Source organism: Rhodococcus sp. RD6.2 (assembly GCF_001040705.1).
Lineage (GTDB): Bacteria > Actinomycetota > Actinomycetes > Mycobacteriales > Mycobacteriaceae > Rhodococcus_G.
The window spans coordinates 215,895-241,590 of sequence record NZ_CVQP01000005.1 but is presented as its reverse complement, the minus strand read 5'-3'; the positions used below and the strand labels follow the sequence as shown (position 1 = coordinate 241,590).

Sequence of the window (25,696 nt, the reverse complement as noted above, 5' to 3'; positions counted from 1 at the left end):
GATCCTTTCGGGTGCTGAAGAGCGTGGGGGTGCGCGGCTCAGAGCGCGAGGGTGAGCTTGGATCCGCAGGCGCGCGAGCAGCAGGTCATCATCGACTTGTTCTGGGCACGTTCGGTTTTGGTCAGTACGACGTCGCGGTGGTCGACCTCGCCGTCGAGGACGGGCGCTTCACACGATCCGCACAGCCCCTCCTCGCAGTCGCTCTGGATGTCGATGTTCGCCGCCCGCAGGGCGTCGAGCACCGTTTGGTCCGCGGCGACCGTGACGGTCAGGCCGGAGTCGCGCAGCTCGACCTCGAAGGCGTGCTCGTTGGCCGGATCGAGCGTGGGCAGGTTCGACGTGAAGTGTTCGACGTGCAGGGAGTCCTCCGGCCAGTGCGCGGTGGCCTCCTCCAGCGCGGCGAGCAGACGCTCCGGGCCGCACGAGTAGATCTGGGTGCCAGCAACCGGGTCGGCGAGCAGCGCCGGGATGTCGAGGCGGTTGCCCGCCGCGCTCGCATGCACGACCAGCTGGTCCCCGTGGTCCGTGCCGACCCGGTCGAGCAGCGCCATCGTCGCGACATCGCGCCCGCAGTAATGGATCTCGTAGTCCTTGCCGGTCGCCTTGGCATGGTCGGCCATCGCGATGATCGGGGTGATGCCGATTCCGCCTGCCACGAAGACGTAGCGCTCGGCGTCGGCGTCGAGCCGGAAGTGGTTGCGCGGCCCGCGCAGGGCCAGGGTGTCCCCGGCCCTCAGGGTGCGATGCACGTACCGCGACCCGCCACGGCTCTCGGGTTCCTCCAGCACGGCGATCTCGTAGACCGACAGGTCGTTCGGGTCACCGCACAGCGAGTACTGCCGCGACAGTTCGCCGAGATCGACGTCGATGTGCGAGCCCGGAGTCCACCGCGGCAGCGGCCGACCGGACGGATCGGACAGCGTCACCCGTACCACGCCGTCGGCGGCCGGGGTGATCGCGTCGACGGTCACGGTGCGGGACACGGCGGCCTTGGAGGGTTCGCCGATCGTGACCGGGTGCCGCTTGCCGAGCAGGGCGGGGTCGTGGCGCTCCGGGTTCTCGGCCGGATCCCACTGCACCCACACGTGATCCGGTCCGCGGAACGACGTGTTGGGCAGGTAGGTGAACTCCTGATCCGGGACCAACTCCAGGTGGGGCAGCCGGGTCGTGAGTTCCTCGAGGAAGATCTGCATCTCCATCCGGGCGAGGTTCTTGCCCAGGCACTGATGGCCGCCGAACCCGAATGTCAGGTGGTCGCTGGAGTTCTCGCGGCGGATGTCGAAATCGTCCGCGCCCTCGAAATGGCGGTCGTCGCGGTTCGCGGAGGACGTGACGATCAGCAGCTTCGAACCGGCGGGGATCTCGATGCCACCGATCGTGGTGTCCGCGGTGACCAGCCTGCGCCAGGCGGCAACCGATCCGGAGTGACGCAGGCACTCCTCGACGGCGCCGGAGATCAGGCTCGGATCGGCGCAGAGCTCCTCCCAGACGGTGCGGTTCTCCAACAGCAGACGGAAGGCGTTCGCCGAAGCGTTGGCCGTGGTCTCGTGTGCCGCAACGATTCCCGCCATCATCATCGAGTGCAGGTAGGAGTCGGTGACGACGTCGGGCAGTTCCTGCTGCATCCGGATGCCGTACGGCATCCAGCCGTGTCCGCTCGGGTCCTGCCGCATCTTCTCGAGCACCTGGCCCGCGTACTGCCAGAACTTGCCGACGGCTTCGGCGACCGCGACCTGTTGCTCGGGGGCAGGACGCCCCCAGGTGTTCACGGTGTGCGCGATCGAGTACTCGCGCATCGTGTCCATGTCCTCCTCCGGGACCCCGAGGAAGTGCAGCGCCACGGTGAGCGGGACCTCCCAGAGCATTTCGTCCACGAGGTCGACGCGGCCGGTGTCGACGAAGCGGTCCACGTACTCGCGGGTCAGGCGGCGGACCATCGGTTCGTGGTGGACCAGTTCCTTCGGGGTGAAGGGGTCCATCAGCACGCGCCGACGCGGCATGTGCGCGGGCTCGTCCTCGTTCACCAGGGTGCGTGCCATCGCGTAGTCGTACTTCGCGAGCGTCGCTGTCGCCTCGTCGGAGACCGGGGTGATCTTCTCCAGCGCGATCGAGGGCGAGAACAGGATGTTGTCGCGGAAGACGGCCTTGACGTCGTCGTACCGGGTCACGACCCAGTAGCCGATCTCGGGGCTGTAGAACACCGGCTCCTCGTCACGAGACCAGCGCAGCGACGCCGCCGGATCGAGCTGGTAGGCGCCTCCGAAGGGGTCGAACGCGGCCGCCCGCGCCGACACCGGGCAGCCGTCGGGTTGAAGCGTGCGGTGGTCGACCGGGCATCCGGTCAGGGTCTGCGACATGGTGTTGACCGTCCTGAACTGCGAAGTTACTAATAACGCACACTGTGTTGCGGTGAGCGAACTTCGGTCAGGGTAAGCGCCGTCACAATCGAGGTCAAGAAGGGCATGCGGTGCCGACCCTGCGCGGCCGTTCCGGCAGGCGTGGGGGTGTGTCGGGCCGGCTCAGGCGGTGACGAGGCCTTCGAACGCCCGGGCGGCACGCATCACCGCATCGGCCGCTTGCGCGGTGTCGAGGCCGTCGATGGCGACGACGCCGACGCTGCGCTCGAGTCCGGCGGTCACGGTGGCGGGGAGCGCGACGCCGGTGGCGATCCCGACCGCTCCGTGTTCGAGTTGACCCCGGGTGAGGCTGTACCCGTCGCGGCGTGCCACGCGCACCGACTCGGGGTCGCCGGGCTGCTCGGGGCGCAGGGCCAGGATCGCGATGCCTGCCGCGCCCGTGTCGAGGGGATGGCTGCTGCCCACCCGATACCCGACTCGTAGCAGTGCTCCCTCGGGTTCGGCGACCATGATCACGACGCAGTTGCTGCCCTGCGCGGCCGAGACGAAGGCGGTGGCGCCGGTGGTGTCGGCCAGCGACTGGAGCAGCGGTCGCGCGTCCCGGGCCAACTGGGGTTCGAAACGGGAGGCGAGCACCGGAATCGCGACTCCGAGACGGAGGCGACCGTCCTCGGTGCGGGTTACCAGGGCGTGGGCCTCGAGGGTGGCGACGATCCGATAGCAGATGGCGCGGTGGACATCGAGCTCGCGGGCGAGGTCCGCGACCGTGATTCCATCCGAAGAGCGGGCGATCACGTCGAGCGCACGGAGGCCACGGTCGAGTGTCTGCAGGGTGCTCATCGAAAGTTCCTCGCGCGGTCTCGTCGGTCTTCGGCGGTGGATCGCGCCGAGCCCCGACCTTACTTGCCGACATCTCGGGAGAGTGGCCGCGCGAGGCTGGTCGGGTGGGTCGTATCAACGAGGGAATATAATTCAGAGATGTATTGAATATCGCCCCGTCGGTGGGGTGCCAAGCATCCGGCGCGGGGTGAACGGCGGGATAGGGTTGCGGCATGACAGGGCAGGGTGCGCGGACGGTGCGCGACGGGTCGGAACCGGAACCCGGCCCCCTCGATTTCTGGTCCTTCATCGACCTCGCGAACCAGCGCCTGAGCACCGAGTACGGGTCGTCGCACCAATTGGCCACGCAGGTGCTTCTCACCCTCAACCGCGCCGCCAATGTCGTGACCTACGACCTGGAGTCCTCGGTGCACCGGCCTCGCGGACTGTCGTGGTCCGCGTTCCGGTTGCTGTTCGTCACCTGGCTCGCCGGGCCCGTCGAATCCAAGACCGCGGCGAGCCTCACCGGGATGAGCCGCGCCGCCGTGTCGAACCTGACGAAATCCCTGGTCGCGGCCGGACTGCTGGACCGCACACCCGACGAGCGGGACGGCCGTTCGGTGCAGTTGTCACTGACCGACAAGGGTCGCACCGAGATGGCCGACACCTACCGCGAACACAATGAGCGCGAATACGCGTGGGCGAGCGTGCTCACCGAGGCCGAGCAACACGTGCTGGTCATGCTGCTCGACAAGCTGATCACCAACCGCAGCCAGTTCGACGTCCGCGGCCGCAACTGACTCGGCTGTCCGTCCTCAGGACGGGCGGACGGTGAGGATCTGCGACGACGTCCCGATCGGCCCGAACGCGTCGCTGACGACGCTGTGCGTCAACCCGAGTCCGTCCGAGCCGAAGCTGACCGCGGTGTCGAACCCGACCCAGTCGCCACGCGGTTCACCGAACAGGTGCATCGTCAGGTCGAGGTTGGGGAAGGCCACGTCGCGGGGATCGGCGCGGGTGGTCATCCCGTTGGCGATGTCGAGCAGGCCCGCGGTACGGGCGACGGCGCCGACCTTCTCGCCGCCGACCAGGGCGATCGGCGTCCGTACCCAGAATGCGGCGCGACCGGGTTCGGTCTGCGCGCGACGGACCTCCACGCCGGCGATGAAGCCGCCGGGCCAGACCGTTGTGGGATCCCACGCCGACATCCCCTCGGGCCCGGGGATGGTCGGGAACGACGTCCCGGCGAGGCCTTCGGTGTCATAGGCGCCCATCAGCCAGGCCCTGGCGACGACGGCGACGCGGTCGTCGTGGGAGAGGGTCGCCTCGACCAGTTCGATCGTCCGGCCTGCCCGCAGCACCCGCACCGACGTCGTGACCTCGCCGATCGGGAGGGTGCCGAGGATGTCGTAGGAGAGCCGGCCGATCCGCAGGGAGCCCTGCCCGCGCTGTTCCCGGTCGAGGTCCACGACGTGCGCGAGAAGGCCGAGGGAGGGCGCGATGTGCTGTTCTGCGGTGTTCCAGGCGCCACCGGTGTGGCTCGTCGCGCGAAACGCCGAGTCGGACAGTCGGTCGAAGTAGTGGATGGGTCTCTCCCTCCGCGTGCGGCGCCGAATCGGGCCGGTACCGCAAAACAGTACTGAACAGTGCATCACAGTACTGATAGGTCGAGGCCGCGGATACCCCCGATCGGGGTGGGGGAGGCGTGCAGATGGTTGCGCTCTCCTCCGGAAAGTAGTTAATGTGTTTACTAATGTCCCGTTCGTGAGTCGCGGTACCTGCCGCGTAAGCGCTCCGCCGGACGTCGACAAGGCAGACCGGTGCCGCCACAGTGGAGACACGAGCGTGGAAACCGGGGAGAACTCACACCCAGGAGGCCGGCCATGGCGTTCTACCGACAGCTCGGCGCGATACCGCCGAAGCGGCACACCCAGCACCGCGATGACAGCGGTCGGCTGTACTTCGAGGAGCTGATGGGCGAGGAGGGCTTCTCCTCCGACTCGTCGCTGCTCTATCACCGCGAGATCCCGTCGGCGATCGTCGACGCCACGGTGTGGGACCTGCCCGACCAGTCCACCACCCCGAACCACCCGCTCAAGCCGCGGCACCTCAAGCTCCACGACCTGTTCCCCGAGCAGACCTGGGCCGAGACCGACGTCGTCACCGGCCGTCGGCTGATCCTCGGCAACGCCGACGTACGCCTCTCCTACGTGGTCGCCGCGAAGGAGTCGCCGCTGTACCGCAACGCGATCGGCGACGAGATGGTGTACGTCGAGTCCGGCGAGGCGATCGTCGAGACGGTGTTCGGCGCGCTGCACGCCCGCCAGGGCGACTACGTCCTCCTGCCGATGTCGACGACGCACCGATGGCTGCCGCAGGGCCCAGAACCGTTGCGCGCGTACGCGATCGAGGCCAACAGTCACATCGTCCCGCCGAAGCGGTACCTGTCCCGGTTCGGTCAGCTCCTCGAACACGCACCGTACTGCGAGCGCGACCTGCACGGGCCCACCGAGCCGCTGCTCGCCGAGGGCACCGACGTCGAGGTGCTCGTCAAACACCGCACGTCGCACGGCATCGTCGGCACTCGCATGGTGTACCCGACGCACCCGTTCGACGTCGTCGGCTGGGACGGCTGCCTGTACCCGTACACGTTCAACATCTCCGACTACGAGCCCATCACCGGCCGCGTGCACCAGCCGCCGCCCGCGCACCAGGCGTTCGAGGGCAACAACTTCGTCATCTGCAACTTCGTGCCCCGCAAGGTCGACTATCACCCGCTGTCGATCCCGGTGCCCTACTACCACTCGAACGTGGACTCCGACGAGATCATGTTCTACTGCGGCGGCGACTACGAGGCCCGCAAGGGTTCCGGTATCGGGCAGGGGTCGATCTCGATCCATCCCGGCGGTCACGCCCACGGACCGCAGCCCGGTGCCTACGAGCGCAGCATCGGCGTCGAGTTCTTCGACGAACTCGCCGTCATGGTCGACACCTTCCGTCCGCTCGAACTCGGTGAGGGCGCCTTGGCGTGCGAGGACGCCAAGTACCCGTGGTCCTGGGCCGGGCGCGGACCCGAGTCGGAGGAGGCGAAATGACGGCCGTGTCGCCGCTGCTGACCGGCCTGTGCGACGACGCGGCACTGTTCCCGCCCGGTAACGCGCCGCTCACGTCCGCCGTCCCGGCACATTTCGCGCACCTGGACAGCGTCCACGCCGACCTCGTCGGGCCGTTCGTGTTCCCGGCACCGCGACTGGACGAGCTCGCCGCCGTCGTGGACGGCGACCGCGTGCTCGAGATCAGCCTGACCGTTCCCGCCGGCACCGGCGCCGCACCAGCGGCGATCGACCGTCTGCGCGGCATCGCGGGCACCCGCCTGGTCGCGTTGGAGATCGCCGTGCCCGAGGAGCAGACGGTCTCCGACCTGTTCACCGGTCTTCGTGAGATCGCGTTCATTGCAGGGGGAGTGGACATCTACGTCGAGGTGCCCCGCGACGCGCGGCGCACCGAGATTCTCGCCGGCCTCGCGGACACCCCCTACCGGGCGAAGTTCCGCACCGGCGGTGTCGTCGCCGAGGCATACCCGGACGACAAGGAGCTCGCTGCCGCGATCGAGGCTGCCGTGTCGCTCGGCGTGCCGTTCAAGGCCACGGCAGGGCTCCATCACGCGGTGCGAAACACCGCACCCGACACCGGTTTCGAACAGCACGGCTTCCTCAACCTCATGCTGGCCACCCATCGGGCGGCATCCGGTGCGGGCGCGGACGCCGTCGCCGCCGTCCTCGCTGAGCGTGACGGTGTGCGGCTCGCCGAGGAACTCGCAGCGCTGCCCGACGAGGCCGCCAGGTCGCTGCGCGACCAATTCCGGTCGTACGGAACCTGCAGCATCGGCGACCCCCTCACCGACCTGACCGCGCTCGGTCTGATGGGCGCCCCGGAAACCCCCGCAGTCGACGAAGGAAACCCAGCATGACCGTCATCTCCATTCCCGTCGACTCCCTGTTCGGCGTCGACAACCTCCCGTACGGCGTCTTCTCCACCGACGGAACCGAACCGCGTGTCGGTGTCCGCGTCGGAGACCACGTCGTCGACCTCGCGAAGGCCCTCGGCGACGACGTGTTCGCGCAGCCGACCCTCAACGCGTTCATGGCGCAGGGCCGCGATCGCTGGATGCAGGTGCGAACGCAGATCACCGAACTCGTCGCCGGGGAGATCGCCGACGACGCGGTGCTGCCGATCGGCGAGGTGACGATGCATCTGCCGATCGCGGTGGCCGACTACGTCGACTTCTACGCGTCCGAGAATCACGCCTCCAACCTCGGTCGGCTTTTCCGCCCGCAGAACCCCGATCCGCTGATGCCGAACTGGAAGCACCTGCCCGTCGGCTACCACGGTCGCTCGTCCACCGTCGTGGCCTCGGGCGTCGACATCGTCCGACCCAGCGGCCAGCGCAAGGGACCGGACGACGAGGCTCCTGTCTTCGGGCCGTCCGTGCGCCTCGACATCGAGGCCGAGATGGGCTTCATCGTCGGTGTCGGCTCGCCGATGGGATCGTCGATCACCCCGGACCGGTTCGCCGAGCACTGCTTCGGCGCCGTGATCCTCAACGACTGGTCCGCGCGTGACATCCAGGCGTGGGAGTACGTGCCGCTCGGCCCGAATCTCGGCAAGAGCTTCGCGACGTCCATCTCTGCATGGGTGGTGCCGCTGGCGGCGCTGGAGGCAGCGCGTATCGCGACGCCCGTTCAGGATCCGGAGCCGCTGCCGTACCTGCAGGGCGACGAGAAGTGGGGCCTGGACATCGATCTCGCGGTCGAGTGGAACGGTGAGGTCGTCACCCGTCCGCCGTACGCGCAGATGTACTGGTCGCCGGCGCAGATGCTGGCGCACACCACCGTCAACGGCGCCGCCGCGTCCACCGGCGATCTGTTCGGCTCCGGAACCATCTCGGGCCCGGCGAAGGACCAGCGGGGTGCATTCATCGAATTGACCTGGGGTGGAAAGGAACCCGTCACCGTTGCGGGAGAGGAGCGCACGTTCCTGCAGGACGGCGACGAGGTGGCGATCTCGGCCACAGCGCCCGGCGTCAACGGCGGACGTATCGGGTTCGGCGAGGTACGCGCTCGCATCCTCCCCGCCACGTGACCTGCCGCGGCGCCGATCCGACCGCGGAACAAGGCAGAACGACCCCGCTCGACCGACACGGTCGAGCGGGGTCGTTTCGGATCCGGTGGGGGCCGGGTTTCCTAGCCGGCCATGTGCCGGGCGGCGCGGTAGGAGAACGTCATGGCGGTGCCGAGGGGCACGCCCGGTCCCGGGTAGACCTTCCCGCTCAGCGACGCGGACGTATTGCCCGCCGCGTACAGGCCTGCGATCGCGGTGCCGTCGGTGCGCAGGACGCGGCCGTCTACGTCGGTGACCAGGCCGCCCTTGCCGCCCAGGTCCGACAGCACGATCCGTGCCGCGAAGAACGGGCCGTTCTCGATCGCGGTCAGCGCGCTGTTGGGATTGCCGTTCGGCGGGCAGAAGAAGTTGTCGTACGGGTCCTCGCCGCGGTGGAAGGACTCGTCGACACCGAGCTTCGCGTAGTCGTTGAACTGCTCGACACTGGCGCGCACCGAATCCGCGGGCAGTCCGGCCTTCGCCGCCAACTCCTCGAGAGTGTCGGCCTGCACCCAGGTGCCTGCCTCGAGGTGCTTGGCCGGGGCCGTGTTCGGGATGCTGATGCCGGGCAGTCCGCCGCCCTCCCTGGAGTCGAAGATCATCCACGAACTCTCGTCCGCACCGTGCGCGTGCATTGCCCGGCCGAACTGGTCGTAGGGCAGCGACTCGTTGAGGTACCGGTCGCCGTTCGCGTCGACGACGATGCCGCCGCGGATGCCGACGAGGAACGCTGCCGTACCGTCGGGCTGCGCGACGCCGGGGCAGAACCACGCCTGATCGAGCAGTGCCGTTGCTCCGCCCGCCGTGACACCGGCTGCGATGGCGTCGCCTGTGTTGGCGCCGATCGGGCCCATCGACCAGTCGGCCTTGCCGGGAGTTCCGTGTTCGCCGCGAGCGGCGTCGTTGGCCTCGATGCCACCGGCCGCCATCAGCACGCCGCGGTTCGCCTTGATGCGGACGGTCTCGCCCTGGTGGGTGGCGACGACGCCTACGACGCGACCGCCCTCGACGACGAGTTCGGTCAGCGCGGTGTCCGGGCGCAGATCGGCGTTGCCGGTGCCCACGATCGCGGAAAGCAGCCGTCCGATCAGGGCGCGGCCACCGATCAGCTGGCCGGGCACGTGCCCCTGACCGGTGCGGTCCTGGTCCAGCTCGGGTCGCACCAGGGAGGCGAGGTCACCGATGTCGGCGGGATCGAGGTCGAGGGCGTTGATCGAACGGCCCGTGTCGAGGCGTCCGTCGGCTCGGTAGTAGTCGGGGAACGCCCGGAACTCGAACTCGATGTTCGGGTCGCGTTCGAGGAACTCGACGACTGCGGGGGCGGTGTCGACGTAGGCATCCTGCCTGGCGGACTCGGCGTCACCGAGCAGTGTGCGCAGGTAGGTGCGGGCGAGTTCGGTGGAGTCGGGCAGTCCTGCCCGTTCCTGCACCTGGGTTCCGGGCAGCCAGATCGACCCGCCCGAGTAGGAGGAGGTGCCGCCGAACAGACCGGTCTTCTCCAGAATCGCCGTCCGCAGGCCGGCCGAGGCCGCGGTGAACGCGCCCGTCAGTGCGCCGCCACCGGACCCGACCACGACCACGTCGTATTCGTCCGTCCACTCCGTCATGTGCCCTCCATCGCATCGAATGTGGTCACAGGCAATCGCAGGGGGAGCGATGCGGGCAGATGTGCTCCCACTGAGCGGAACACGGGACCGGGCGACCATCGCGGGTGTCAGGATCTAGGCTCGTTGTAGACGTGTGAAGAACTGGGGGACCGACATGCCGAGACTTGCGGAGGCACGCGACGCCGCCGAGCCGAGCTCGCTCGAGCAGCGCGCCCGGCATGGCCGCATCCTGCAGGTGGCCGCCCAGCTCGGCGCGGAGAAGGACCTCGAACGAGTGCAGATGCAGGAGGTCGCGAAGCTCGCCGGCGTCGCGATCGGCACGCTCTACCGGTACTTCCCGTCCAAGTCGCACCTGTTCGTGGCCGTGATGGTGGATCAGATCGACCGGATGGGTGCGGTCCTCGCCCGGAATCCGCGTGCGGGCACGACGCCGGCCGATGCCGTCTACGACGCCCTGCAGCACGCCACCCGCGCGCTGTTGCGGACCCCGCTGCTCGCGACCGCGATGATCCAGTCGAACGCGACCTCGAACGCAGCCACGATCCCCGATGTCGGGAAGATCGATCGGCACTTCGACAACCTGCTCCTCGGGGCCGCCGGGATCGACGAGCCGACGGTGCGGCAGGCCACGGTCATCCGACTGGTCGTGGCGCTGTGGTTCGGCCTGATCCAGGCCGGGCTGAACAATCGCACTTCCATTCCGGACCTCGATTCGGACCTGCGTGTCGCCTGCGACCTGCTGCTCGGCGAGTTGTAGAACTCGCCCCCGGCGTGCCGGTCCCGCTCGGTGGGACATCGCCGGACAGGTCTCTCCCCATAAATAGAATACGTTTCAGAAATCGTATTCGGCAGGGGAGCAGGAATGAGCAACGTCGTCATCGTCGAGGCAGCCCGGACACCGATCGGACGCCGCCGTGGCCAACTGTCCGGGGTGCACCCCGCAGTGCTGCTCGGCGCCGCTCAGCAGGCGCTCCTCGACCGCACCGGACTCCCCGCCGACCAGGTCGGCCAGCTCGTCGGAGGCGCCGTCACGCAGGCCGGGGAGCAGTCCAACAACGTCACCCGCCAGGCATGGCTCCACGCAGGCCTGCCGTACACGACCGCGGCCACCACCATCGACTGCGCGTGCGGATCCTCGCAGCAGGCCGTGCACATGGTCGCGGGACTGATCGCGTCCGGGCAGATCGACGCGGGCATCGGGTGCGGCGTCGAGGTGATGAGCCGCGTGTTCCTCGGGCAGGCCAACGCCCCCGGCACCGGCAACCCCTACCCGGACGACTGGACCATCGACATGGGCGACCAGTTCACCTCTGCCGAGCGGATCGCCACGAAGCGCGGCATCAAGCGCGGTGACGTCGACGCGTTCGGCCTCGAGTCGCAGCGCCGCGCCGCCCTCGCCTGGTCCGAAGGGCGCTTCGACCGCGAGATCGTGCCGGTGCAGGCACCCGTCGTCACCAAGGAGGGCGAGCCGACCGGCGAGATCGCGACCGTCACCCGCGACGGTGGGCTGCGCGAGACAACCGCGGACGGTCTCGCCGGCCTGAAGCCGGTCATCGAGGGCGGCATCCACACCGCGGGCAACTCGTCGCAGGTCAGCGACGGCGCGGCCGCGGTCCTGCTGATGAGCGAGGAGAAGGCCCGCGAGGCGGGTCTGCGTCCGCGGGCGCGCATCCTGGCATCGACCCTCGTCGGCTCCGACCCGTACTACCACCTCGACGGCCCGATCGACTCCACGCGCGCGGTCCTCGATCGCACCGGAATGTCGTTGTCCGACATCGACATCGTCGAGATCAACGAGGCGTTCGCGTCCGTCGTGCTGTCGTGGGCGCAGGTGCACGGTGCGGACATGGCGAAGGTCAACGTCAACGGCGGCGCCATCGCTCTCGGTCACCCCGTCGGCTCCACCGGCGCGCGTCTGATCACCAGTGCACTGCACGAACTCGAGCGCTCCGACCGCTCGACCGCCCTGATCACCATGTGCGCAGGCGGCGCCCTCTCCACCGCCACCGTCATCGAACGCATCTAGGCGCCCACGGCGCATGTGCGCCTTTGTGGCAGCTCCTACTACCAAAGGCGCACATGCGTGGAGCGCCGGTAAGGACATACCGTGACCATTGGATTGACCGACGAGGACCGCGAACTCCGCGACTCCGTGCGCGGCTGGGCGGCCCGGCACGCGACCCCCACCGTCATCCGCGACGCCGTCGAGGCGAAGGTCGAGACGCGCCCGTCGTACTGGGGTTCCCTCGCCGAACTCGGCATGCTCGGCCTGCACCTCTCGGAGGAGAACGGCGGCGCTGGATACGGCCTCCTCGAAACCGCTGTCGTGACAGAGGAACTCGGACGCTCCATGGTGCCAGGACCGTTCCTGCCGACGGTGCTCGTCTCCGCCGTTCTGCAGGAGGCCGGCCGCACCGGCGAACTGGCAGCCCTGGCCGACGGCACCCTGACCGGCGCGGCTGCCCTGCAGTCCGGTTCGCTGCGCATCGATCGCGACGGTGACGCGCTCACCCTGTCCGGTACGTCGAGCCTCGTCCTCGGCGGACAGGTCGGCGACGTCTTCCTGCTCGCGGCCGACGACCGCGGCTCGCTCGCGTTCGTGGTCCTGGGCCGCGACCGCCTCGACGTGACCGACCTGCCGAGCCACGACGTCGTGCGCCGCAACGCCGAGATCACCGCACGTACCCTGCCCCTCGTCGACAGCGACATCCTGACGCTGGACCCGCAGCGGATTCTCGACATTGCCGCAACGCTGTTCGCCGCCGAGGCGTCCGGCCTCGCGGACTGGGCCACGACCACCGCAGCCGACTACGCGCGGGTCCGGCAGCAGTTCGGTCGGGTCATCGGGCAGTACCAGGGCGTCAAGCACAAGGCCGCCCGCATGCTGAGCCTCACCGAGCAGGCCCGCGTCACGGCCTGGGACGCCGCCCGTGCCCTCGGTGAGGACGTCACCGATGCCGAGTCGTCGCTGGCGGCCGCCGTCGCCGCGGCAGTCGCGCCGGAGGCCGCATTCCAGGTCACCAAGGACTGCATCCAGATCCTCGGCGGCATCGGCTACACCTGGGAACACGACGCGCACCTGTACCTGCGGCGCGCACAGTCGCTGCGAATCCTGTTGGGGTCGACCGCTTCCTGGAAGCGCCGCGTCGCGAACCTGACCATCCAGGGTGCACGTCGCGTCCTCGGCATCGACCTGCCCGATGAAGCCGACCGGATCCGCGAGGACGTCCGCGCCGAACTCGGTGCGGCCGTGGCACTAGACGGTGCCGAGCGCACGAGCTACCTCGCCGAGAAGGGCTACACGTCACCGCACCTGCCTGCCCCGTGGGGCAAGGGCGCCGATGCCGTCACCCAACTCGTGATCGCCGAGGAACTGCGGGCCGTGAAGATCACGCCGCACGACATGATCATCGGCAACTGGGTGGTGCCCACCCTCATCGCGCACGGCAGCGACGAGCAGACGCAACGATTCCTGCCCGCGTCGCTGCGCGGTGACATCGTCTGGTGCCAGCTGTTCTCCGAGCCGGGCGCCGGTTCCGATCTCGCGGGCCTGTCCACGAAGGCCACGAAGGTCGACGGCGGCTGGAGGCTGAACGGACAGAAAGTGTGGACGTCGATGGCCCGCGACGCCCACTGGGGCATCTGCCTGGCCCGCACCGATGGCGACGTGCCCAAGCACAAGGGCCTGTCGTACTTCCTGATCGACATCAGGAACTCCGACGGACTCGACATCCGTCCGCTGCGTGAGATCACCGGTGAAGCGCTCTTCAACGAGGTGTTCTTCGACGACGTGTTCGTCCCCGACGACTGCCTGGTCGCCGAGCCGGGCGACGGCTGGAAGCTCGCCCGCACGACCCTCGCCAACGAGCGGGTCTCGCTCTCGCACGACTCGTCGCTCGGTTCCGGTGGCGAGGCTCTGCTGCGCCTCGCCGAGACGGTGCCGGGCGGCCTCGACGACGACCAGCTCACCGTCCTCGGCAAGGTGCTCTGCGACGCCCAGTCGGGCGGGCTGATGGGTCTGCGGACCACGTTGCGGTCCCTGTCGGGCGCGCAGCCGGGTGCCGAGTCGTCGATCGCCAAGCTGCTCGGGGTCGAGCACATCCAGCAGGTGTGGGAGGTCGCGATGGACTGGGCGGGTCCGACGGCGCTGCTCGGTGAGCAGGACCGGAGATCCGCGACACAGATGTTCCTGAACGCCCAATGCATGTCCATCGCCGGTGGTACGACGAATGTTCAGTTGAACATCATCGGCGAGCGGATCCTCGGTCTGCCTCGCGATCCAGAACCCGGAAAGTGAGCACCACAGCATGAACCGCACCTTCGTCGTCGGCGTCGGCATGACCAAGTTCGAGAAGATCGAGTCTCGGGACTGGGAGTACCCGGACATGGTCACCGAGGCCGTCGGCAAGGCGCTCGCGGACGCGGGCATCGACTACTCGCAGGTCCAGCGCGCCGCAGCCGGCTACGTGTTCGGTGCGTCGACCGCAGGTCAGCGTGCCCTGTACGAGACGGGACTGACCGGTATCCCGATCGTCAACGTCAACAACAACTGCGCCACCGGCTCCACGGCGCTGCTGATGGCCCGCGAGTGGGTCCAGGCCGGATTCGTGGACTGCGCGCTGGCCGTCGGCTTCGAGAAGATGACGAAGACGTCGATGACCGGAACCGGTGAGATGCCGAAGGTCACCACTCTCGACGAGCAGCTCAAGGTGATGGTCGGCAAGCACGGCTGGGCCAAGGGCCCGATGACGGCGCAGCTGTTCGGCAACGCCGCCGTCGAGCACATGGAGCGCTACGGCACCACCGTCGAGCAGATCGCCGCGGTCGCCGTGAAGAACCACAAGCACTCCGTGAACAACCCGTACGCGCAGTTCCAGGACGAGTACACCCTCGAGCAGGTCCTGGCCGACAAGATGATCCACGCGCCGCTGACGCGGTCGCAGTGCTCGCCGACCTCGGACGGCGCAGGCGCCGCGATCGTCGTGAGCGAGAAGTTCGTCCGCGAGCACGGACTCGAGGACCAGGCGATCGAGATCGTCGCGCAGGCGATCACCACCGACACCACCGAGGCGTTCTCGGAGAAGTCGATGATCGACGTCGTCGGTGCCCCGATGACCCGCGCCGCCGCGGAGCAGGTGTTCGCGGAGTCCGGCCTGACCGTCGACGACGTCGACGTCATCGAGTTGCACGACTGCTTCGCGATCAACGAGATCATCACCTACGAGGGCCTCGGCCTCTGCGCGCCCGGTGAGGGCGGCAAGCTCGTCGAATCCGGCGCCACCACCTACGGCGGCAAGTGGGTCGTCAACCCGTCCGGCGGACTGATCTCCAAGGGCCACCCGCTCGGCGCCACCGGCCTCGCCCAGTGTGCCGAACTGAACTGGCAGCTGCGCGGTCTGGCCGATGCACGACAGGTCGACGGTGCTTCCGTTGCCCTGCAACACAACCTGGGCCTCGGCGGCGCGTGCGTCGTCACGCTCTACCAGTCCGGAACCATCTCCAAGGAGTCGTAACCACAATGCCGATCGACGTGAAGGCCGCGCTGTCCGCAGCCCCCACCGTCCGCGAGGTCAGCTGGACCGAACGTGACGTGATCCTGTACCACCTGGGATTGGGGGCGGGTACCGCCTCGCTCGACCCCGCCGAACTCGGATGGGTGTACGAGAAGGACCTGCGCGTACTGCCGACCTTCGCGATGGTCGCCGGGCAGGGCGTCTCGGCCGGCACGGTGAAGCCGGCCGGGATGAACCTGCCCGGTATCGACGTCGATCTCCGCAAGATCCTGCACGGCGGGCAGTCGTTGACGCTGCACGCACCGATCCCGGCCTCGGGGACCGTGACGATCTCGTCGCGGATCCCCGCGGTGTGGGACAAGGGCAAGGCGGCAGTCGTCGTGCTGGAACAGACGGCAACCGATGCCGACGGAAATCCGTTGTGGACCAGCGCAATGCAGATCTGGGCCCGTGGCGAGGGTGGATTCGGCGGGGACGCCGGACCGGAGGTGCCCGCCGCGGCACCGGACCATGCCCCCGACAAGGTGCTGGTCTCGCCGACATCGACGCAGCAGGCGCTGGTGTACCGGCTCAGCGGCGACCTGAACCCGTTGCACGCCGACCCGGCGTTCGCGAAGATGGCTGGTTTCGACCAGCCGATCCTGCACGGACTCGCGTCGTACGGCGTCGTGTGCAAGGCCGTCGTCGACGGCGTCCTGGACGGCGATCCCTCTCGTGTGCAGTCGTTCTCGGTTCGGTTCGCCGGGTCTCTCTATCCGGGGGAGACGATCGAGACCGCCGTCTGGCAGGACGGCGACCGCCTGACCCTGCGGGCCACCTGCCCCGAACGGGACGGGCAGCCGGTGCTGACCCACGCGAGCATGGAGATCCGATGAGAGTAGATCCGAGCACCCACCCGACCGTCGGGAATGCGCCGGACGGCACCGTTCTGACGTCGGCTCCTCAGGACACCGCCGTCGACCACGCCGCCGCCGCCGCGCGGCGCGTCGTGGATGCGCTGCTGCGCACCGACCGGTCCAACGCGAACCTCGAACGCGTTGCGGAGGAACTCAACAGCATCGCCGAACACCTCGAGGAACATGCGCCTGCCGTCGCGGAACGGCTCGTCGACATGTGGGCCGGAGAGGGCGTCACCCGTCACGACCCCGTCACCGGACCCGAGAATGCGCTCGCGCCGCCGCTGGTCGTCACCGGTCACGACGACGGGTCGGTGCGCAGCGTCGTCAGTCTGACCATGCCGTACCAGGGTCCGCCCGGGCACGTGCACGGAGGCGTGTCGGCTTTGCTGCTCGACCATCTCCTCGGCGTCGCGAACGCCTGGTCCGGGCGTAGCGGCGCGACCGCGCAGTTGAACGTCCGCTACCACCGTCCGACGCCGCTGTTCGAGCCCCTGACCGTCTCCGGGCGTCTCGCCTCCCAGGACGGCCGCAAGATCAACACGGTCGGCGACATCCGCACCGCCGACGGCACCGTCTGCGTGTCCGTCGAGGCACTGTTCGTCGACAAGACGGTTCCCCGCCCCCGCTGAGCACGTTGGCCGAATGTGACGTTCGGTCACTTCACGTGACCGAACGCGACATTCGGTCAGGTCGGTGAGAGGGCTTTCGCGCCACGGAAGGACAGGGCATGGGCAAGCTGGACGGGCGGGTGGCTGTGGTCACCGGCGCAGGCATGGGTATCGGCCGCGGGGTCGCGGGCGCGCTGGCACGTGAAGGCGCGAGTGTCGTCGTCGCGGAGGTGGACGAGGCCGCCGGCGTCGACACCGCGCGCTGGCTGACCGACGAGTGGGGTGTGCGCGCGCTGTTCCAGCGCACCGACGTCACCGACCGCGACCAGGTGCACGCGATGGTCGACGCCGCGACGGAGGAGTTCGGCCGGCTGGACATCCTCGTCAACAATGCTTGGCGTTCACTGGGTTTCGAGCGGATCGAGAAGACTGCTGAGGACGCCATGCGGGCCGGGTTCGACATGGGGGTGATGGCAGCGTTCTGGGCCATGCAGCGTGCCTACCCGGCACTGGCCGCGAACGGAACCGGGCGGGTCATCACGATGTGCAGCCTCAACGGCGTCAACGCCCACATGTACTCGGCGCCGTACAACGCGGCGAAGGAAGCCCTGCGCAGCATGACGCGGACGGCGGCGCGTGAGTGGGCGCCGAAACAGGTGTGCTGCAACGTCATCTGTCCGGGTGCGCAGAGTGCGGCGTACCAGCGGGTCGCCGACGCCAATCCTCAGATGGCGGCCGCGCAGGCCGCGGCGAACCCCATGGGACGCATCGGCGATCCCCTCGACGACATCGGTACGGTCGCGGCGTTTCTGGCGAGCGACGATTCCCGGTACCTGACCGGCAACACGCTGTTCGTGGACGGCGGCGGTCACATCAATGGCGTGCAGTGGGCGCCCGCAGTGGACTGAGCCGGCCTTGCGGCCGAAGCAGGTTCGTCAGCCGATGGTGATGGTGCGGTGCGCCAGGAGCCAGCGTCCGTCCACGCGACGGAACCTGTCGTGATAGCGGCCGATGGTGGTCAGCCGAGGTGCGGTGGTGGTGTCGGAGTAGAACTGCCACGACGATTCCGCCCGGGCCTCGGCGGGGGAGTCGACGGTGACGTCGATACACGAGGCAAGGTGGCGGGTTTCGGTGCCGGGTCCGGAGGTGCCCGACGCTCGGCGTGCGCGGGTTGCAGCCTGGATCTCGGCGAGTCCGGAGTTCAGCTGCGGCCGGGAGCCGGTCATCTCCCACACGGCGTCCTCGGTGTAGAGCTGGGAGTAGGTGACGACGTCCGCCTCATCGGCGGCGTGGGCGATGCGGGCGATGAGGGATCGAATCGCCTCGGCGGGTGCCTCGTTCTGAACAAAGTCGCTGGTCATGCCCGTATCCTCCACCGTCCGTCGACGGGGGTTCGAGCGGTGTCCCGGGCAGCGGGACACCGCGTCCCGCAGAAGCCCGGCGGCGCCGAACGTCGACTGTTGTCGGAGGCGGGGTGTCCGTGCCCGCGGCTAGGGTCTGCGTGTGGACTGGGCGCGAGTGGAGACGACGTTTCGGGACCGGATCGTCGAGTTCGTGCGGCGGATGCACGCCGAACACCCGGACGATCGGATCTACGGCGCCGCGCTCCACGAGTTCTACGCCGAGTCCGGCGGTGTGATCGCGTGGCCGGTGATCGGTGTGGCCAGTGAGCGTTCGCTCGCGTCCGTCGCCACCGAGAGATTCGACGCCGACGCCCTGCGCTGGAGTCCCGCGGACTGGCCGTGGCAACTCGACCCCGGGGACGACGACGACGCGGTCGCCGAGGCGCTCACGGCCGCGGCGACCGCGGGCGACGACGCCAACTGGGACCACGTGCACCTTCGATTCGAGCGCACCGCCGCCAAGGCGTGTCGCGCCGCCCGCCGCATCCTCGTCGACGAGGGGATCGTCGACCGCGACTTCGTCGCCGTCGCGATGGACGAGGCGTGGGAGCTGATTCCACTGAGTCTGTCGAAGGCGCAGGTGCGCAAGCACTTCCCCGAGCTGGACGAGGAACAGGTCGCCGTCGACCGGCTTGCCGCTCTGCCCGTGGGGGCGCGTATCGCCGAACTCGTCGAGATCGTCGACGCACACGTCTCGCCGCCACCGGGAGCCGAACGCGCGATCGCCTGGCTTCGCGAGCTCGGTCGCGACGCCGTTCCCACGGTGCTGGACCGGATTCGGCGAGCTCGCGAGAAGTGGCAATGGGCAAAACTTCTCGGTGAACTGGGCGAATCGTCCGACGATGTCGTCGACGCGTTGGATGCGGTCGTCGCGACGCGGTCGCTGTCCGTTCCGGACCGCGCCTGGGCCGCCGCAGCACTCGCCCGCCTCGGCCGGATGGACGTCGCGGTCGCGCGGATCGAACGCCTACCCGAGGAGGTCGCCGTCCGGGCACTCACCGCGCCGTACACCTCGTTCCGCGACATCGGGGTCCCGACGCCGCTCGACTACGCCCCGCTCGAGGCGGCGCTGACGGCCCATCCCTCGCTGCACGACCCCGTCTGCGTGCGCCTGGCCCCCGGCAGCGGCTACTGCGTGCTCGCTGCGGACGAGGTCGAGGTCGCCTTCGGGGGTCTCGGATCGGAATGGGCCGCCGTTCGCCGACACGCCGTGGTCGTCCTCGCGGATGTCCGGCTGGCGGCGGACCGCCGCGCGCGGTACACGGCCGAACTCGAACGGCTCTCCGCCGATTCGGACGATCGCGTGCGTGACGCGGTGATCGTCGCGGAGCGGATCACACGCTGACGGTCCCTCAGTTCCCGCTTCCCACGGTCGCGTCCCCGGATCCGACCGCCGCGTCTCCGGACCCGACCTCTCCGGATCCGACTGCGCTGCCCTCGGCGCTGCCGAGGCTGCCGGTGTCGATGCCGAGCAGTTCCAGAACCGCGGTCAGCGCTCCCGGGGTCTCGACGACAGCGCTGCCGAGGTCGAGGACGGCCGAGCCGACCTCGATGGTGCCGCCTACGAACACGGGCTCGAAGTCGACCGCAGGGTTGGTGATGTTCGGATTGATGCAGAACCCGACCGCGACGTAGACACCGGAGGGGATCTCGCCGAGCTCGTAGGTGCGTTCCCGGGTCGCGGCGTTCGTCGTGAGGAGCGACGGACCCCACTCGAAGACGGCGGGGTCGATCTCGCTGATCGGTGGGAGAGTGCCCGAGGCGATCGCGGGGATGAGGTTGACGCCCTTCACCGGGTTGACCAGCGCTGCCGTGCACGCCGTGAGAAGGTGCGAAATCCCTCTGTTCGGGTCCACCAGGTCGATGGTCACGGTGTTCCCGTCGACCGTGGTGGTGATCTCCGGTGGTTCCGGCGGCGGGATCTGCGCGGACGCCGCGGGTGCGGTGAGCAGTGACACCGCGAGCGCGACGGCCGCCGCTCCTGCGATGGTCGTGGTGGTTGTGATCGAGCGTGTAGTCGTGTGTCCCACTGGTCACCAGCTCTCGAGTCGGTCGATGGAAAGTGGACCTCGTGGTCTGATGGTGCCCGACCTGGGCCATCGATGGTGGGATGTGACCAGCGACATGGTGCCCACGGCGGGCCCGTGGCGCGCGGTGCGCCTTCCGTATGGTCGACGGCGATGATGTACCTATCGAGTTCGCTGGCATTGTCCGACACCGCGCGCTTGTGGCTGGTCGAGCGTCCCCTCGAGATCGCGGTCTACGTCCTGGTCGCACTCCTGCTGAGATTCACGCTGCACCGAGCCATCGACCGCGCGACACGTGAGAGACCGGGCGCCGAACCGCGATTGCTGGCACCACTCAAGGAGCGGCTTCCCGGCGGTGTGCGCGATTCGGTTGCCGCGCAACGACGAGCGCAGCGGGCCCGCACGATCGGCTCGGTCCTCAAGTCCGTCGTCTCGATCGTGACGCTCACCTGGTGCGTACTGCAGATCCTCACCAGTTTCAGTGTCAATGTCGCGCCCCTCGTCGCGTCGGCCGGTGTGGTCGGAGTCGCGCTCGGTTTCGGCGCGCAGAACCTGGTGCGGGACTTCCTCACCGGCATGTTCATGCTGCTCGAGGACCAGTACGGAGTGGGTGACACCGTCGACGTCGGTGACGCCATCGGCACCGTCGAGACGGTCGGACTGCGGGTGACGACGATCCGCGACGTGCAAGGGACGTTGTGGTACTGCCGCAACGGTGAGATCGCCCGCGTCGGCAACATGAGTCAGGGGCATGCCGTCGCGGTGATCGACCTGCCGATCGCCCACAGTTCGGGCGTGCCGAAGGCGACGCAGGTCGCGACGGAGGCCGCGACGGCCGCGGCCGAGGACGAGTCGATCGCCGACGCGGTCCTCGAAACCCCGAAGATGCTCGGCGTCAACAGCGTGACACCGGAGGCCGTGACGCTGCGTCTGACGGTGCGGGTCAAGCCGGGCCGTCAGTGGGCGGTGCAGCGGCACATCACGCAGGCGGTGCTGATGGCGTTCGACGAGAACGCCGTCGCCGCCCCACTCGCACAGCTGGGGATGGTGCGGGGCAGCTGACGCGGTCAGCGCCGCAGCAGCGTCGCCAGGTGTACCCCGGTGCGCCCGGTGAGCTGCGCGGCCTGGGTGCGGCACGAGAATCCGTCGGCGAGCAGGATCGCGTCGGGGTGCGCAGCCAGCGCGGGAAGCAGAGCAGCCTCCGCGACGGCGACCGAGACGTCGTAGTGGCCTCGTTCCATCCCGAAGTTCCCGGCCAGCCCGCAGCAGCCCGCGAGCTGGTGAACGGTGGCGCCCGCCCGGTCGAGGAGCGCGCGGTCCGGGCGGAACCCCATGACGGCGTGCTGGTGGCAGTGCGGCTGAACGACGACCTCGACACCGGTCAGATCGGGCGGTTGCCACGGTTCGCCGTTCGCGGTGGTGGCCATCGTGAGGAACTCCGCGAGGGTGGTCGTGGCGCTCGCGACCCGAGGAGAACGTGGGTCCTCGGGAAGCAGCTCCACCAGGTCCGAGCGCAGCACCGCGGCGCAGGACGGCTCCAGGGCGATGATCGGAACCCCGGCGTCGAGGTGCGGTTCGAGTTGGTCGAGTGTCGCCGTCAATTGCTTTCGCGCACCGCCGAGTTGGCCGGTGCTGATCCAGGTGAGACCGCAGCAGACGCGTCGCTCCGTGAGCGTGACGCGGTAGCCGGCGGACTCGAGCAGACCGACGGCGTCCCGGGCAGCGTCGGGGGCGAAGCCGTCGGTGAACGTGTCGACCCACAGCAGGACGTCACGGCCACCGGTCCGAGGCGCGCGTCTTCGCCACCAGCGGCGGAAACTCTGCGCCGCGACCTCTGGGACGTCGCGGCGGGTGTCGAGACCGGCCAGTCGCATCCCGCCGCGGCGCAGCGGTCCGACTCGCGCCAGTGCGTTCGTGAAACGCGGTGCTGCCGAAGCAATCCCGGTCCATCGAGACATCTGGCCGAGGGTGTAGTGGCTCAGCGGTCGGAGGCGTCTGCGGTATCGGCGGTGCAGCACCTCCGACTTGTAGGTGGCCATGTCCACCCCGGCCGGGCAGTCCGACGCGCACGCCTTGCAGGACAGGCACAGGTCGAGTGACTCGGCGAGCTCCTCGGATGCGAAGCCGTCTGTGACGAGGGTGCCGTTGATGGTCTCCTGCAGCACGCGGGCCCGTCCTCGGGTGCTGTCCTTCTCGTCCCGCGTCGCCTGATAGGACGGACACATGAACCCGCCGGATGCGCCGGAGTCGGCTCGGCACTTGCCGATTCCGACGCAGCGGTGCGCGGCGACCGACAGGTCGCCGCCGTCCTCGAGCAGGGCGAAGCCGCCGGCGCCCTTGGCCGGCGCGGCGGCAGGGACACGCAGGTCGGCGTCCACCGCGGCGGGTTCCACCACGACTCCGGGATTGAGCGAACCGTCGGGGTCGAAGAGCGCCTTGAACCCCGCGAAGGTGGACAGTGCGGCCGGGGAGTACATCAGGGGGAGTAGTTCGGATCGCGCGCGTCCGTCACCGTGCTCACCGGACATCGAACCACCATGGGCGGCAACCAGCGTCGCGGCATCGACGAGGAACTCCCGGAAACGATGCGGTGCCCGGTCGAACGGGAAGTCCAGCCGAATGTGCACGCAGCCGTCACCGAAGTGGCCGTACAGCAGTCCGTCGACGTCGTGGCCGTGCATCAGGTCGTCGAAGTCACGCAGGTACGCCCCGAGACGGTGCTGGGGGACTGCGGCGTCCTCCCATCCCGGCCACGCGGGGCTTCCGTCGCGGGTGCGACCGGCGAGTCCGACGCCGTCGGCGCGGATACGCCACAGCGCAGCCGATTCCGGACCGGTGGGCAGGACGCGGGTGTCCAGCGCAGAAGAGGAGTGGCACAGGGCTTCGGCGGCGACGATGGCATCTACCGTTGTGGCCCCGGCCATTTCGACGAACAGCCAGCCGGTGCCCCGGGGAAGGTCCGGCACCGCGGCCGGGCCTTTGTGGCGGCGGACAACGTCGACGAGGCGGGCGTCGATGCCCTCGACCGCGAGTGGTTCGAACACCGTCAACGCGACTGCGTCGTCGGCGGCGGTCGGCATGTCGGGGTAGCCGAGCACGGCGAGCGCGGTCGCGGCGGGCACCGGGACCAGGTCGACGGTCGCGTCGAGGATCAGACCGCAGGTGCCCTCGGTACCGACGAAGGCCTTCGCGAGCGCGTGGCCGCGCTCCGGGAGGAGGTGTTCGAGGGAGAACCCGGATGCCTGGCGGTCGAAACGCCCCAGTTCGGTGCGCAGCGTCGCGAGGTTCGCGGTGACGAACGCGTCGATCCCCGGGACGGCGGACAGGTCGTCGGCGAGGGTTCGCTCGACGTCGGTAGCATCGAGGATCCGCAGCGTGCGGGTGTTGTCGGCGGTGCGTCCCCATGCCACCGCGCGCGGACCGCACGCATTGTTGCCGAGCATCCCGCCGATCGTGCAGCGGTCCTGCGTGGACGGGTCGGGGCCGAATCGCAGCCCGTGTGCCGCCGCAGCGCGCTGCAGCGTCGACAGCACCACCCCCGGCTGTACGACCGCGGTGCGGGCGTCGCCGTCGAGATCGACGATCCGGTTCAGGTGGCGGCTGAAGTCGAGGACGAGACCGGGACCGATCGCGTTGCCCGCCACCGACGTTCCCGCGCCCCTCGCGGTCACGGGCAGACCGTACTCGCGTCCCGCCGCGAGCGCCGCGGCCACGTCGTCGTCCGAGCTGGGAAACACCACCGCAGCGGGAACGACGCGGTAGTTCGAGGCGTCCGACGAGTACTCGGCGCGGCGCCGGACAGCGTCGTCGACCTCGCCGGCGATGCGAGTGCGCAGTGTCGCGATCGCGGACGACATGGCCTGGTTGCTGGACACCTTGCCGATACTACGGCTGTCCCACGGTGGCGAACACGGTGAGCAGGGCAGATCACTAGCTTGCAGAGTGAATGATGTTGGCCGACAAGGCTGTTGGATGGGACAAGGAATCCCGGGAAAGTGGCGATGCCCAGCGGGTGTGATCCGGAGGCCGGAGTGGAAGCGAATGGATGCACCGGAGGGGGCGTGGAGAAGACATGCACCAGGAGTGTCCGACGCGGGTTGGATCGTGTTGATCTGCACGACGGAATCATTGTGTCTAACAGAATGTTTCCGAGGCGAGTGCTGATCATGGAATCCCGGAAAACCGGGAGGGGGTCGTGTCCGAGTGGGCATGATGGCAGCCGCACGCTCGCTTCGTCGCAGACCCACACGGCGGCGTGCCGACCCAACCAACCGCAAGACATTGGAGACAGCAGTGAACTCCCTTCGCAAGAACACCGCGCGGCTCGGCGCTACAACTGCTCTGGCCGCCACGGCCCTGCTCGCGCTTCCCGCGCTTGCCTCGGCCACGGTCGAGGGAACCGCGAGCGTGGACAACAGCGGCACCCGGGTGGTCGTGCAGTTCTCCGGGGTGAGCTCCCCGAGCCTCGGCCTGTGCTGGGCCACGGTTTCGAACGAATCCCATACAGCGATCGCAGCCACCCCGGTGCTGATCATCGGAAACCCCGGCTCGGGCACCTTCGTCTCGACCGAACTCGACCCGGGTAAGTACTTGATCGGGGCACTGTGCACCGACGCCGACGGGACAACCGTCCTGACCCCTGAGGGGGGAGTGCCGGTCACCATCGGGGCCTCCGGTGGCTCCCTCGGCAGTGTCGGCTCGCCGATCCCGCTGGGAAGCGTCGACATGACGGTCGGCCTGCCGCTTCTGTTCAGTAGCTGATCACTGTGCCGGTACGGGTCCTCGACCCGTACCGGTGCCCGAGCGGGCCGCGCCGGGCCGTGGCATGTTCACGAGCGCAGATGTCGCTGCGCATGCTCCGTCAGGTCACCGGTGTGGTCGATGCAGCACAGGCGCTGGGTGAACCGCCAGGTGCCGTCGAGCACGGCGAACCGGTCGAAGTAGCGGCCGACGAGAATCGGCTGCAAGGGCAGTGTCTCCGTCCCCTGCAGCACCGTCACGTACGACACCGCGCTCGCCTCGGTGTTGTCGTCGGCCACGGTGACCAGGATGTTGGTGGTGACGTGCTTGGTGCGCGGTGACGGCGGATCCCCGTGCATCCGGATGAACGCCTCGTTGGCCTGCCGGACCGCCGTGGCGTCCCGGTCGGTGACCGCGCCGACGGGGTTGCCGTCCCCGTCCCCCAAGCCGTAGACGGCGTCGGCGAACAGGGCCGCAACCGCATCCAGCTCGCCGCGGTCGATCAGGTGCGAATACGAGATGATCAGGTCCCGAACGGCCTCGATCGCCACGAGCCTGTCGAC

At 68.9% G+C, this 25,696-nt stretch carries 22 protein-coding genes; 14 read left to right on the top strand and 8 right to left on the bottom strand.

Annotated features, from left to right (window positions below):
- Positions 1 to 38: 38 nt before the first annotated feature.
- Positions 39 to 2,357: a cytochrome P450/oxidoreductase gene (locus RHCRD62_RS07665; RefSeq protein ID WP_050064100.1), complete on the bottom strand. Its 2,319-nt coding sequence runs from the start codon at positions 2,355 to 2,357 to the stop codon at positions 39 to 41.
- A gap of 162 nt (positions 2,358 to 2,519) precedes the next feature.
- Positions 2,520 to 3,197, bottom strand: a complete 678-nt coding sequence (locus RHCRD62_RS07660; RefSeq protein ID WP_050064099.1) for an IclR family transcriptional regulator — start codon at positions 3,195 to 3,197, stop codon at positions 2,520 to 2,522.
- A gap of 212 nt (positions 3,198 to 3,409) precedes the next feature.
- Here RHCRD62_RS07660 and RHCRD62_RS07655 point away from each other — a divergent pair, with 212 nt between their 5' ends.
- Positions 3,410 to 3,976: a MarR family winged helix-turn-helix transcriptional regulator gene (locus tag RHCRD62_RS07655; RefSeq protein ID WP_050064098.1), complete on the top strand. Its 567-nt coding sequence runs from the start codon at positions 3,410 to 3,412 to the stop codon at positions 3,974 to 3,976.
- Positions 3,977 to 3,991: 15 nt separating this feature from the next.
- Here the strand turns inward: RHCRD62_RS07655 and RHCRD62_RS07650 are convergent, their stop codons facing one another.
- Positions 3,992 to 4,762 (bottom strand): thioesterase family protein, encoded by a 771-nt coding sequence (locus RHCRD62_RS07650; RefSeq protein WP_050064521.1) that lies wholly within the window; start codon positions 4,760 to 4,762, stop codon positions 3,992 to 3,994.
- A 297-nt stretch (positions 4,763 to 5,059) separates the two neighbouring features.
- Here RHCRD62_RS07650 and RHCRD62_RS07645 point away from each other — a divergent pair, with 297 nt between their 5' ends.
- Genes RHCRD62_RS07645 through fahA form a run of 3 tightly spaced genes read left to right on the top strand, consistent with a single transcriptional unit; the run spans position 5,060 to position 8,318 of the window.
- Entirely contained in the window at positions 5,060 to 6,271 is a 1,212-nt protein-coding gene (locus tag RHCRD62_RS07645; RefSeq protein WP_050064097.1) for a homogentisate 1,2-dioxygenase, read from the top strand.
- Positions 6,268 to 7,146 (top strand): hypothetical protein, encoded by an 879-nt coding sequence (locus RHCRD62_RS07640; RefSeq protein WP_050064096.1) that lies wholly within the window; start codon positions 6,268 to 6,270, stop codon positions 7,144 to 7,146. Before RHCRD62_RS07645 ends, RHCRD62_RS07640 begins: the two co-directional genes overlap by 4 nt.
- Complete coding sequence (fahA, locus tag RHCRD62_RS07635) at positions 7,143 to 8,318, top strand: fumarylacetoacetase (protein WP_050064095.1); 1,176 nt, start codon at positions 7,143 to 7,145, stop codon at positions 8,316 to 8,318. The genes RHCRD62_RS07640 and fahA overlap by 4 nt, the downstream gene beginning before the upstream one ends.
- 101 nt (positions 8,319 to 8,419) lie before the next feature.
- On the opposite strand, the gene RHCRD62_RS07630 is transcribed toward fahA, so the two are convergent.
- Complete coding sequence (locus RHCRD62_RS07630; protein ID WP_050064094.1) at positions 8,420 to 9,943, bottom strand: FAD-dependent oxidoreductase; 1,524 nt, start codon at positions 9,941 to 9,943, stop codon at positions 8,420 to 8,422.
- A 154-nt stretch (positions 9,944 to 10,097) separates the two neighbouring features.
- Between RHCRD62_RS07630 and RHCRD62_RS07625 the strand changes: the two genes are divergently transcribed.
- The 7 genes from RHCRD62_RS07625 to RHCRD62_RS07595 all read left to right on the top strand — a co-directional run bounded on the left by RHCRD62_RS07625 (position 10,098) and on the right by RHCRD62_RS07595 (position 17,871).
- Positions 10,098 to 10,700 carry a TetR/AcrR family transcriptional regulator gene (locus RHCRD62_RS07625; protein ID WP_050064520.1) on the top strand — a complete coding sequence of 201 codons (603 nt, stop codon included), beginning with the start codon at positions 10,098 to 10,100 and terminating at the stop codon, positions 10,698 to 10,700.
- A 105-nt stretch (positions 10,701 to 10,805) separates the two neighbouring features.
- Positions 10,806 to 11,969 carry a steroid 3-ketoacyl-CoA thiolase gene (locus RHCRD62_RS07620; RefSeq protein WP_050064093.1) on the top strand — a complete coding sequence of 388 codons (1,164 nt, stop codon included), beginning with the start codon at positions 10,806 to 10,808 and terminating at the stop codon, positions 11,967 to 11,969.
- 81 nt (positions 11,970 to 12,050) lie between these two features.
- The gene (locus tag RHCRD62_RS07615) at positions 12,051 to 14,240 is read left to right on the top strand and encodes an acyl-CoA dehydrogenase family protein (protein WP_050064092.1); all 2,190 of its coding nucleotides are present in this window, start codon (positions 12,051 to 12,053) and stop codon (positions 14,238 to 14,240) included.
- Positions 14,241 to 14,250: 10 nt separating this feature from the next.
- Complete coding sequence (locus RHCRD62_RS07610) at positions 14,251 to 15,456, top strand: lipid-transfer protein (protein WP_050064091.1); 1,206 nt, start codon at positions 14,251 to 14,253, stop codon at positions 15,454 to 15,456.
- 5 nt (positions 15,457 to 15,461) lie between these two features.
- Positions 15,462 to 16,331 (top strand): MaoC/PaaZ C-terminal domain-containing protein, encoded by an 870-nt coding sequence (locus RHCRD62_RS07605; protein ID WP_050064090.1) that lies wholly within the window; start codon positions 15,462 to 15,464, stop codon positions 16,329 to 16,331.
- Entirely contained in the window at positions 16,328 to 16,984 is a 657-nt protein-coding gene (locus RHCRD62_RS07600) for a PaaI family thioesterase (protein WP_050064089.1), read from the top strand. The genes RHCRD62_RS07605 and RHCRD62_RS07600 overlap by 4 nt, the downstream gene beginning before the upstream one ends.
- A gap of 98 nt (positions 16,985 to 17,082) precedes the next feature.
- Entirely contained in the window at positions 17,083 to 17,871 is a 789-nt protein-coding gene (locus tag RHCRD62_RS07595; protein WP_050064088.1) for an SDR family NAD(P)-dependent oxidoreductase, read from the top strand.
- 27 nt (positions 17,872 to 17,898) lie between these two features.
- Here the strand turns inward: RHCRD62_RS07595 and RHCRD62_RS07590 are convergent, their stop codons facing one another.
- The gene (locus RHCRD62_RS07590) at positions 17,899 to 18,324 is read right to left on the bottom strand and encodes a nuclear transport factor 2 family protein (protein WP_050064087.1); all 426 of its coding nucleotides are present in this window, start codon (positions 18,322 to 18,324) and stop codon (positions 17,899 to 17,901) included.
- 142 nt (positions 18,325 to 18,466) lie between these two features.
- On the opposite strand from RHCRD62_RS07590, the gene RHCRD62_RS07585 reads away from it, so the two are divergent.
- Positions 18,467 to 19,711 (top strand): DUF4303 domain-containing protein, encoded by a 1,245-nt coding sequence (locus tag RHCRD62_RS07585; protein ID WP_157050840.1) that lies wholly within the window; start codon positions 18,467 to 18,469, stop codon positions 19,709 to 19,711.
- Positions 19,712 to 19,718: 7 nt separating this feature from the next.
- Here RHCRD62_RS07585 and RHCRD62_RS07580 read toward each other — a convergent pair whose 3' ends face one another.
- Complete coding sequence (locus RHCRD62_RS07580; protein ID WP_050064085.1) at positions 19,719 to 20,396, bottom strand: hypothetical protein; 678 nt, start codon at positions 20,394 to 20,396, stop codon at positions 19,719 to 19,721.
- Between the two features lie 150 nt (positions 20,397 to 20,546).
- Here RHCRD62_RS07580 and RHCRD62_RS07575 point away from each other — a divergent pair, with 150 nt between their 5' ends.
- On the top strand, positions 20,547 to 21,455 hold the full coding sequence (locus RHCRD62_RS07575) for a mechanosensitive ion channel family protein (RefSeq protein ID WP_050064084.1): 909 nt from the start codon (positions 20,547 to 20,549) through the stop codon (positions 21,453 to 21,455).
- A gap of 5 nt (positions 21,456 to 21,460) precedes the next feature.
- Here RHCRD62_RS07575 and RHCRD62_RS07570 read toward each other — a convergent pair whose 3' ends face one another.
- Positions 21,461 to 24,250, bottom strand: coding sequence for an FAD-binding and (Fe-S)-binding domain-containing protein (locus tag RHCRD62_RS07570; RefSeq protein WP_050064083.1), 2,790 nt, complete (start codon positions 24,248 to 24,250; stop codon positions 21,461 to 21,463).
- Between the two features lie 436 nt (positions 24,251 to 24,686).
- On the opposite strand from RHCRD62_RS07570, the gene RHCRD62_RS07565 reads away from it, so the two are divergent.
- A complete protein-coding gene (locus RHCRD62_RS07565) occupies positions 24,687 to 25,154 on the top strand; it encodes a hypothetical protein (RefSeq protein ID WP_050064082.1) in 468 nt (155 codons plus the stop codon).
- A 68-nt stretch (positions 25,155 to 25,222) separates the two neighbouring features.
- On the opposite strand, the gene RHCRD62_RS07560 is transcribed toward RHCRD62_RS07565, so the two are convergent.
- Entirely contained in the window at positions 25,223 to 25,684 is a 462-nt protein-coding gene (locus RHCRD62_RS07560) for a nuclear transport factor 2 family protein (protein WP_253277237.1), read from the bottom strand.
- Positions 25,685 to 25,696 lie beyond the last annotated feature (12 nt).

Coding starts and splice junctions, on each gene's coding strand:
- RHCRD62_RS07605 (WP_050064090.1), top strand. CDS start 15,462: ATGCCGATCGACGTGAAGGCCGCGCTGTCCGCAGCCCCCACCGTCCGC.
- RHCRD62_RS07570 (WP_050064083.1), bottom strand. CDS start 24,250: ATGTCGTCCGCGATCGCGACACTGCGCACTCGCATCGCCGGCGAGGTC.
- fahA (WP_050064095.1), top strand. CDS start 7,143: ATGACCGTCATCTCCATTCCCGTCGACTCCCTGTTCGGCGTCGACAAC.
- RHCRD62_RS07595 (WP_050064088.1), top strand. CDS start 17,083: ATGGGCAAGCTGGACGGGCGGGTGGCTGTGGTCACCGGCGCAGGCATG.
- RHCRD62_RS07625 (WP_050064520.1), top strand. CDS start 10,098: ATGCCGAGACTTGCGGAGGCACGCGACGCCGCCGAGCCGAGCTCGCTC.
- RHCRD62_RS07620 (WP_050064093.1), top strand. CDS start 10,806: ATGAGCAACGTCGTCATCGTCGAGGCAGCCCGGACACCGATCGGACGC.
- RHCRD62_RS07610 (WP_050064091.1), top strand. CDS start 14,251: ATGAACCGCACCTTCGTCGTCGGCGTCGGCATGACCAAGTTCGAGAAG.
- RHCRD62_RS07590 (WP_050064087.1), bottom strand. CDS start 18,324: ATGACCAGCGACTTTGTTCAGAACGAGGCACCCGCCGAGGCGATTCGA.
- RHCRD62_RS07665 (WP_050064100.1), bottom strand. CDS start 2,357: ATGTCGCAGACCCTGACCGGATGCCCGGTCGACCACCGCACGCTTCAA.
- RHCRD62_RS07640 (WP_050064096.1), top strand. CDS start 6,268: ATGACGGCCGTGTCGCCGCTGCTGACCGGCCTGTGCGACGACGCGGCA.
- RHCRD62_RS07600 (WP_050064089.1), top strand. CDS start 16,328: ATGAGAGTAGATCCGAGCACCCACCCGACCGTCGGGAATGCGCCGGAC.
- RHCRD62_RS07575 (WP_050064084.1), top strand. CDS start 20,547: ATGATGTACCTATCGAGTTCGCTGGCATTGTCCGACACCGCGCGCTTG.
- RHCRD62_RS07660 (WP_050064099.1), bottom strand. CDS start 3,197: ATGAGCACCCTGCAGACACTCGACCGTGGCCTCCGTGCGCTCGACGTG.
- RHCRD62_RS07645 (WP_050064097.1), top strand. CDS start 5,060: ATGGCGTTCTACCGACAGCTCGGCGCGATACCGCCGAAGCGGCACACC.
- RHCRD62_RS07655 (WP_050064098.1), top strand. CDS start 3,410: ATGACAGGGCAGGGTGCGCGGACGGTGCGCGACGGGTCGGAACCGGAA.
- RHCRD62_RS07630 (WP_050064094.1), bottom strand. CDS start 9,943: ATGACGGAGTGGACGGACGAATACGACGTGGTCGTGGTCGGGTCCGGT.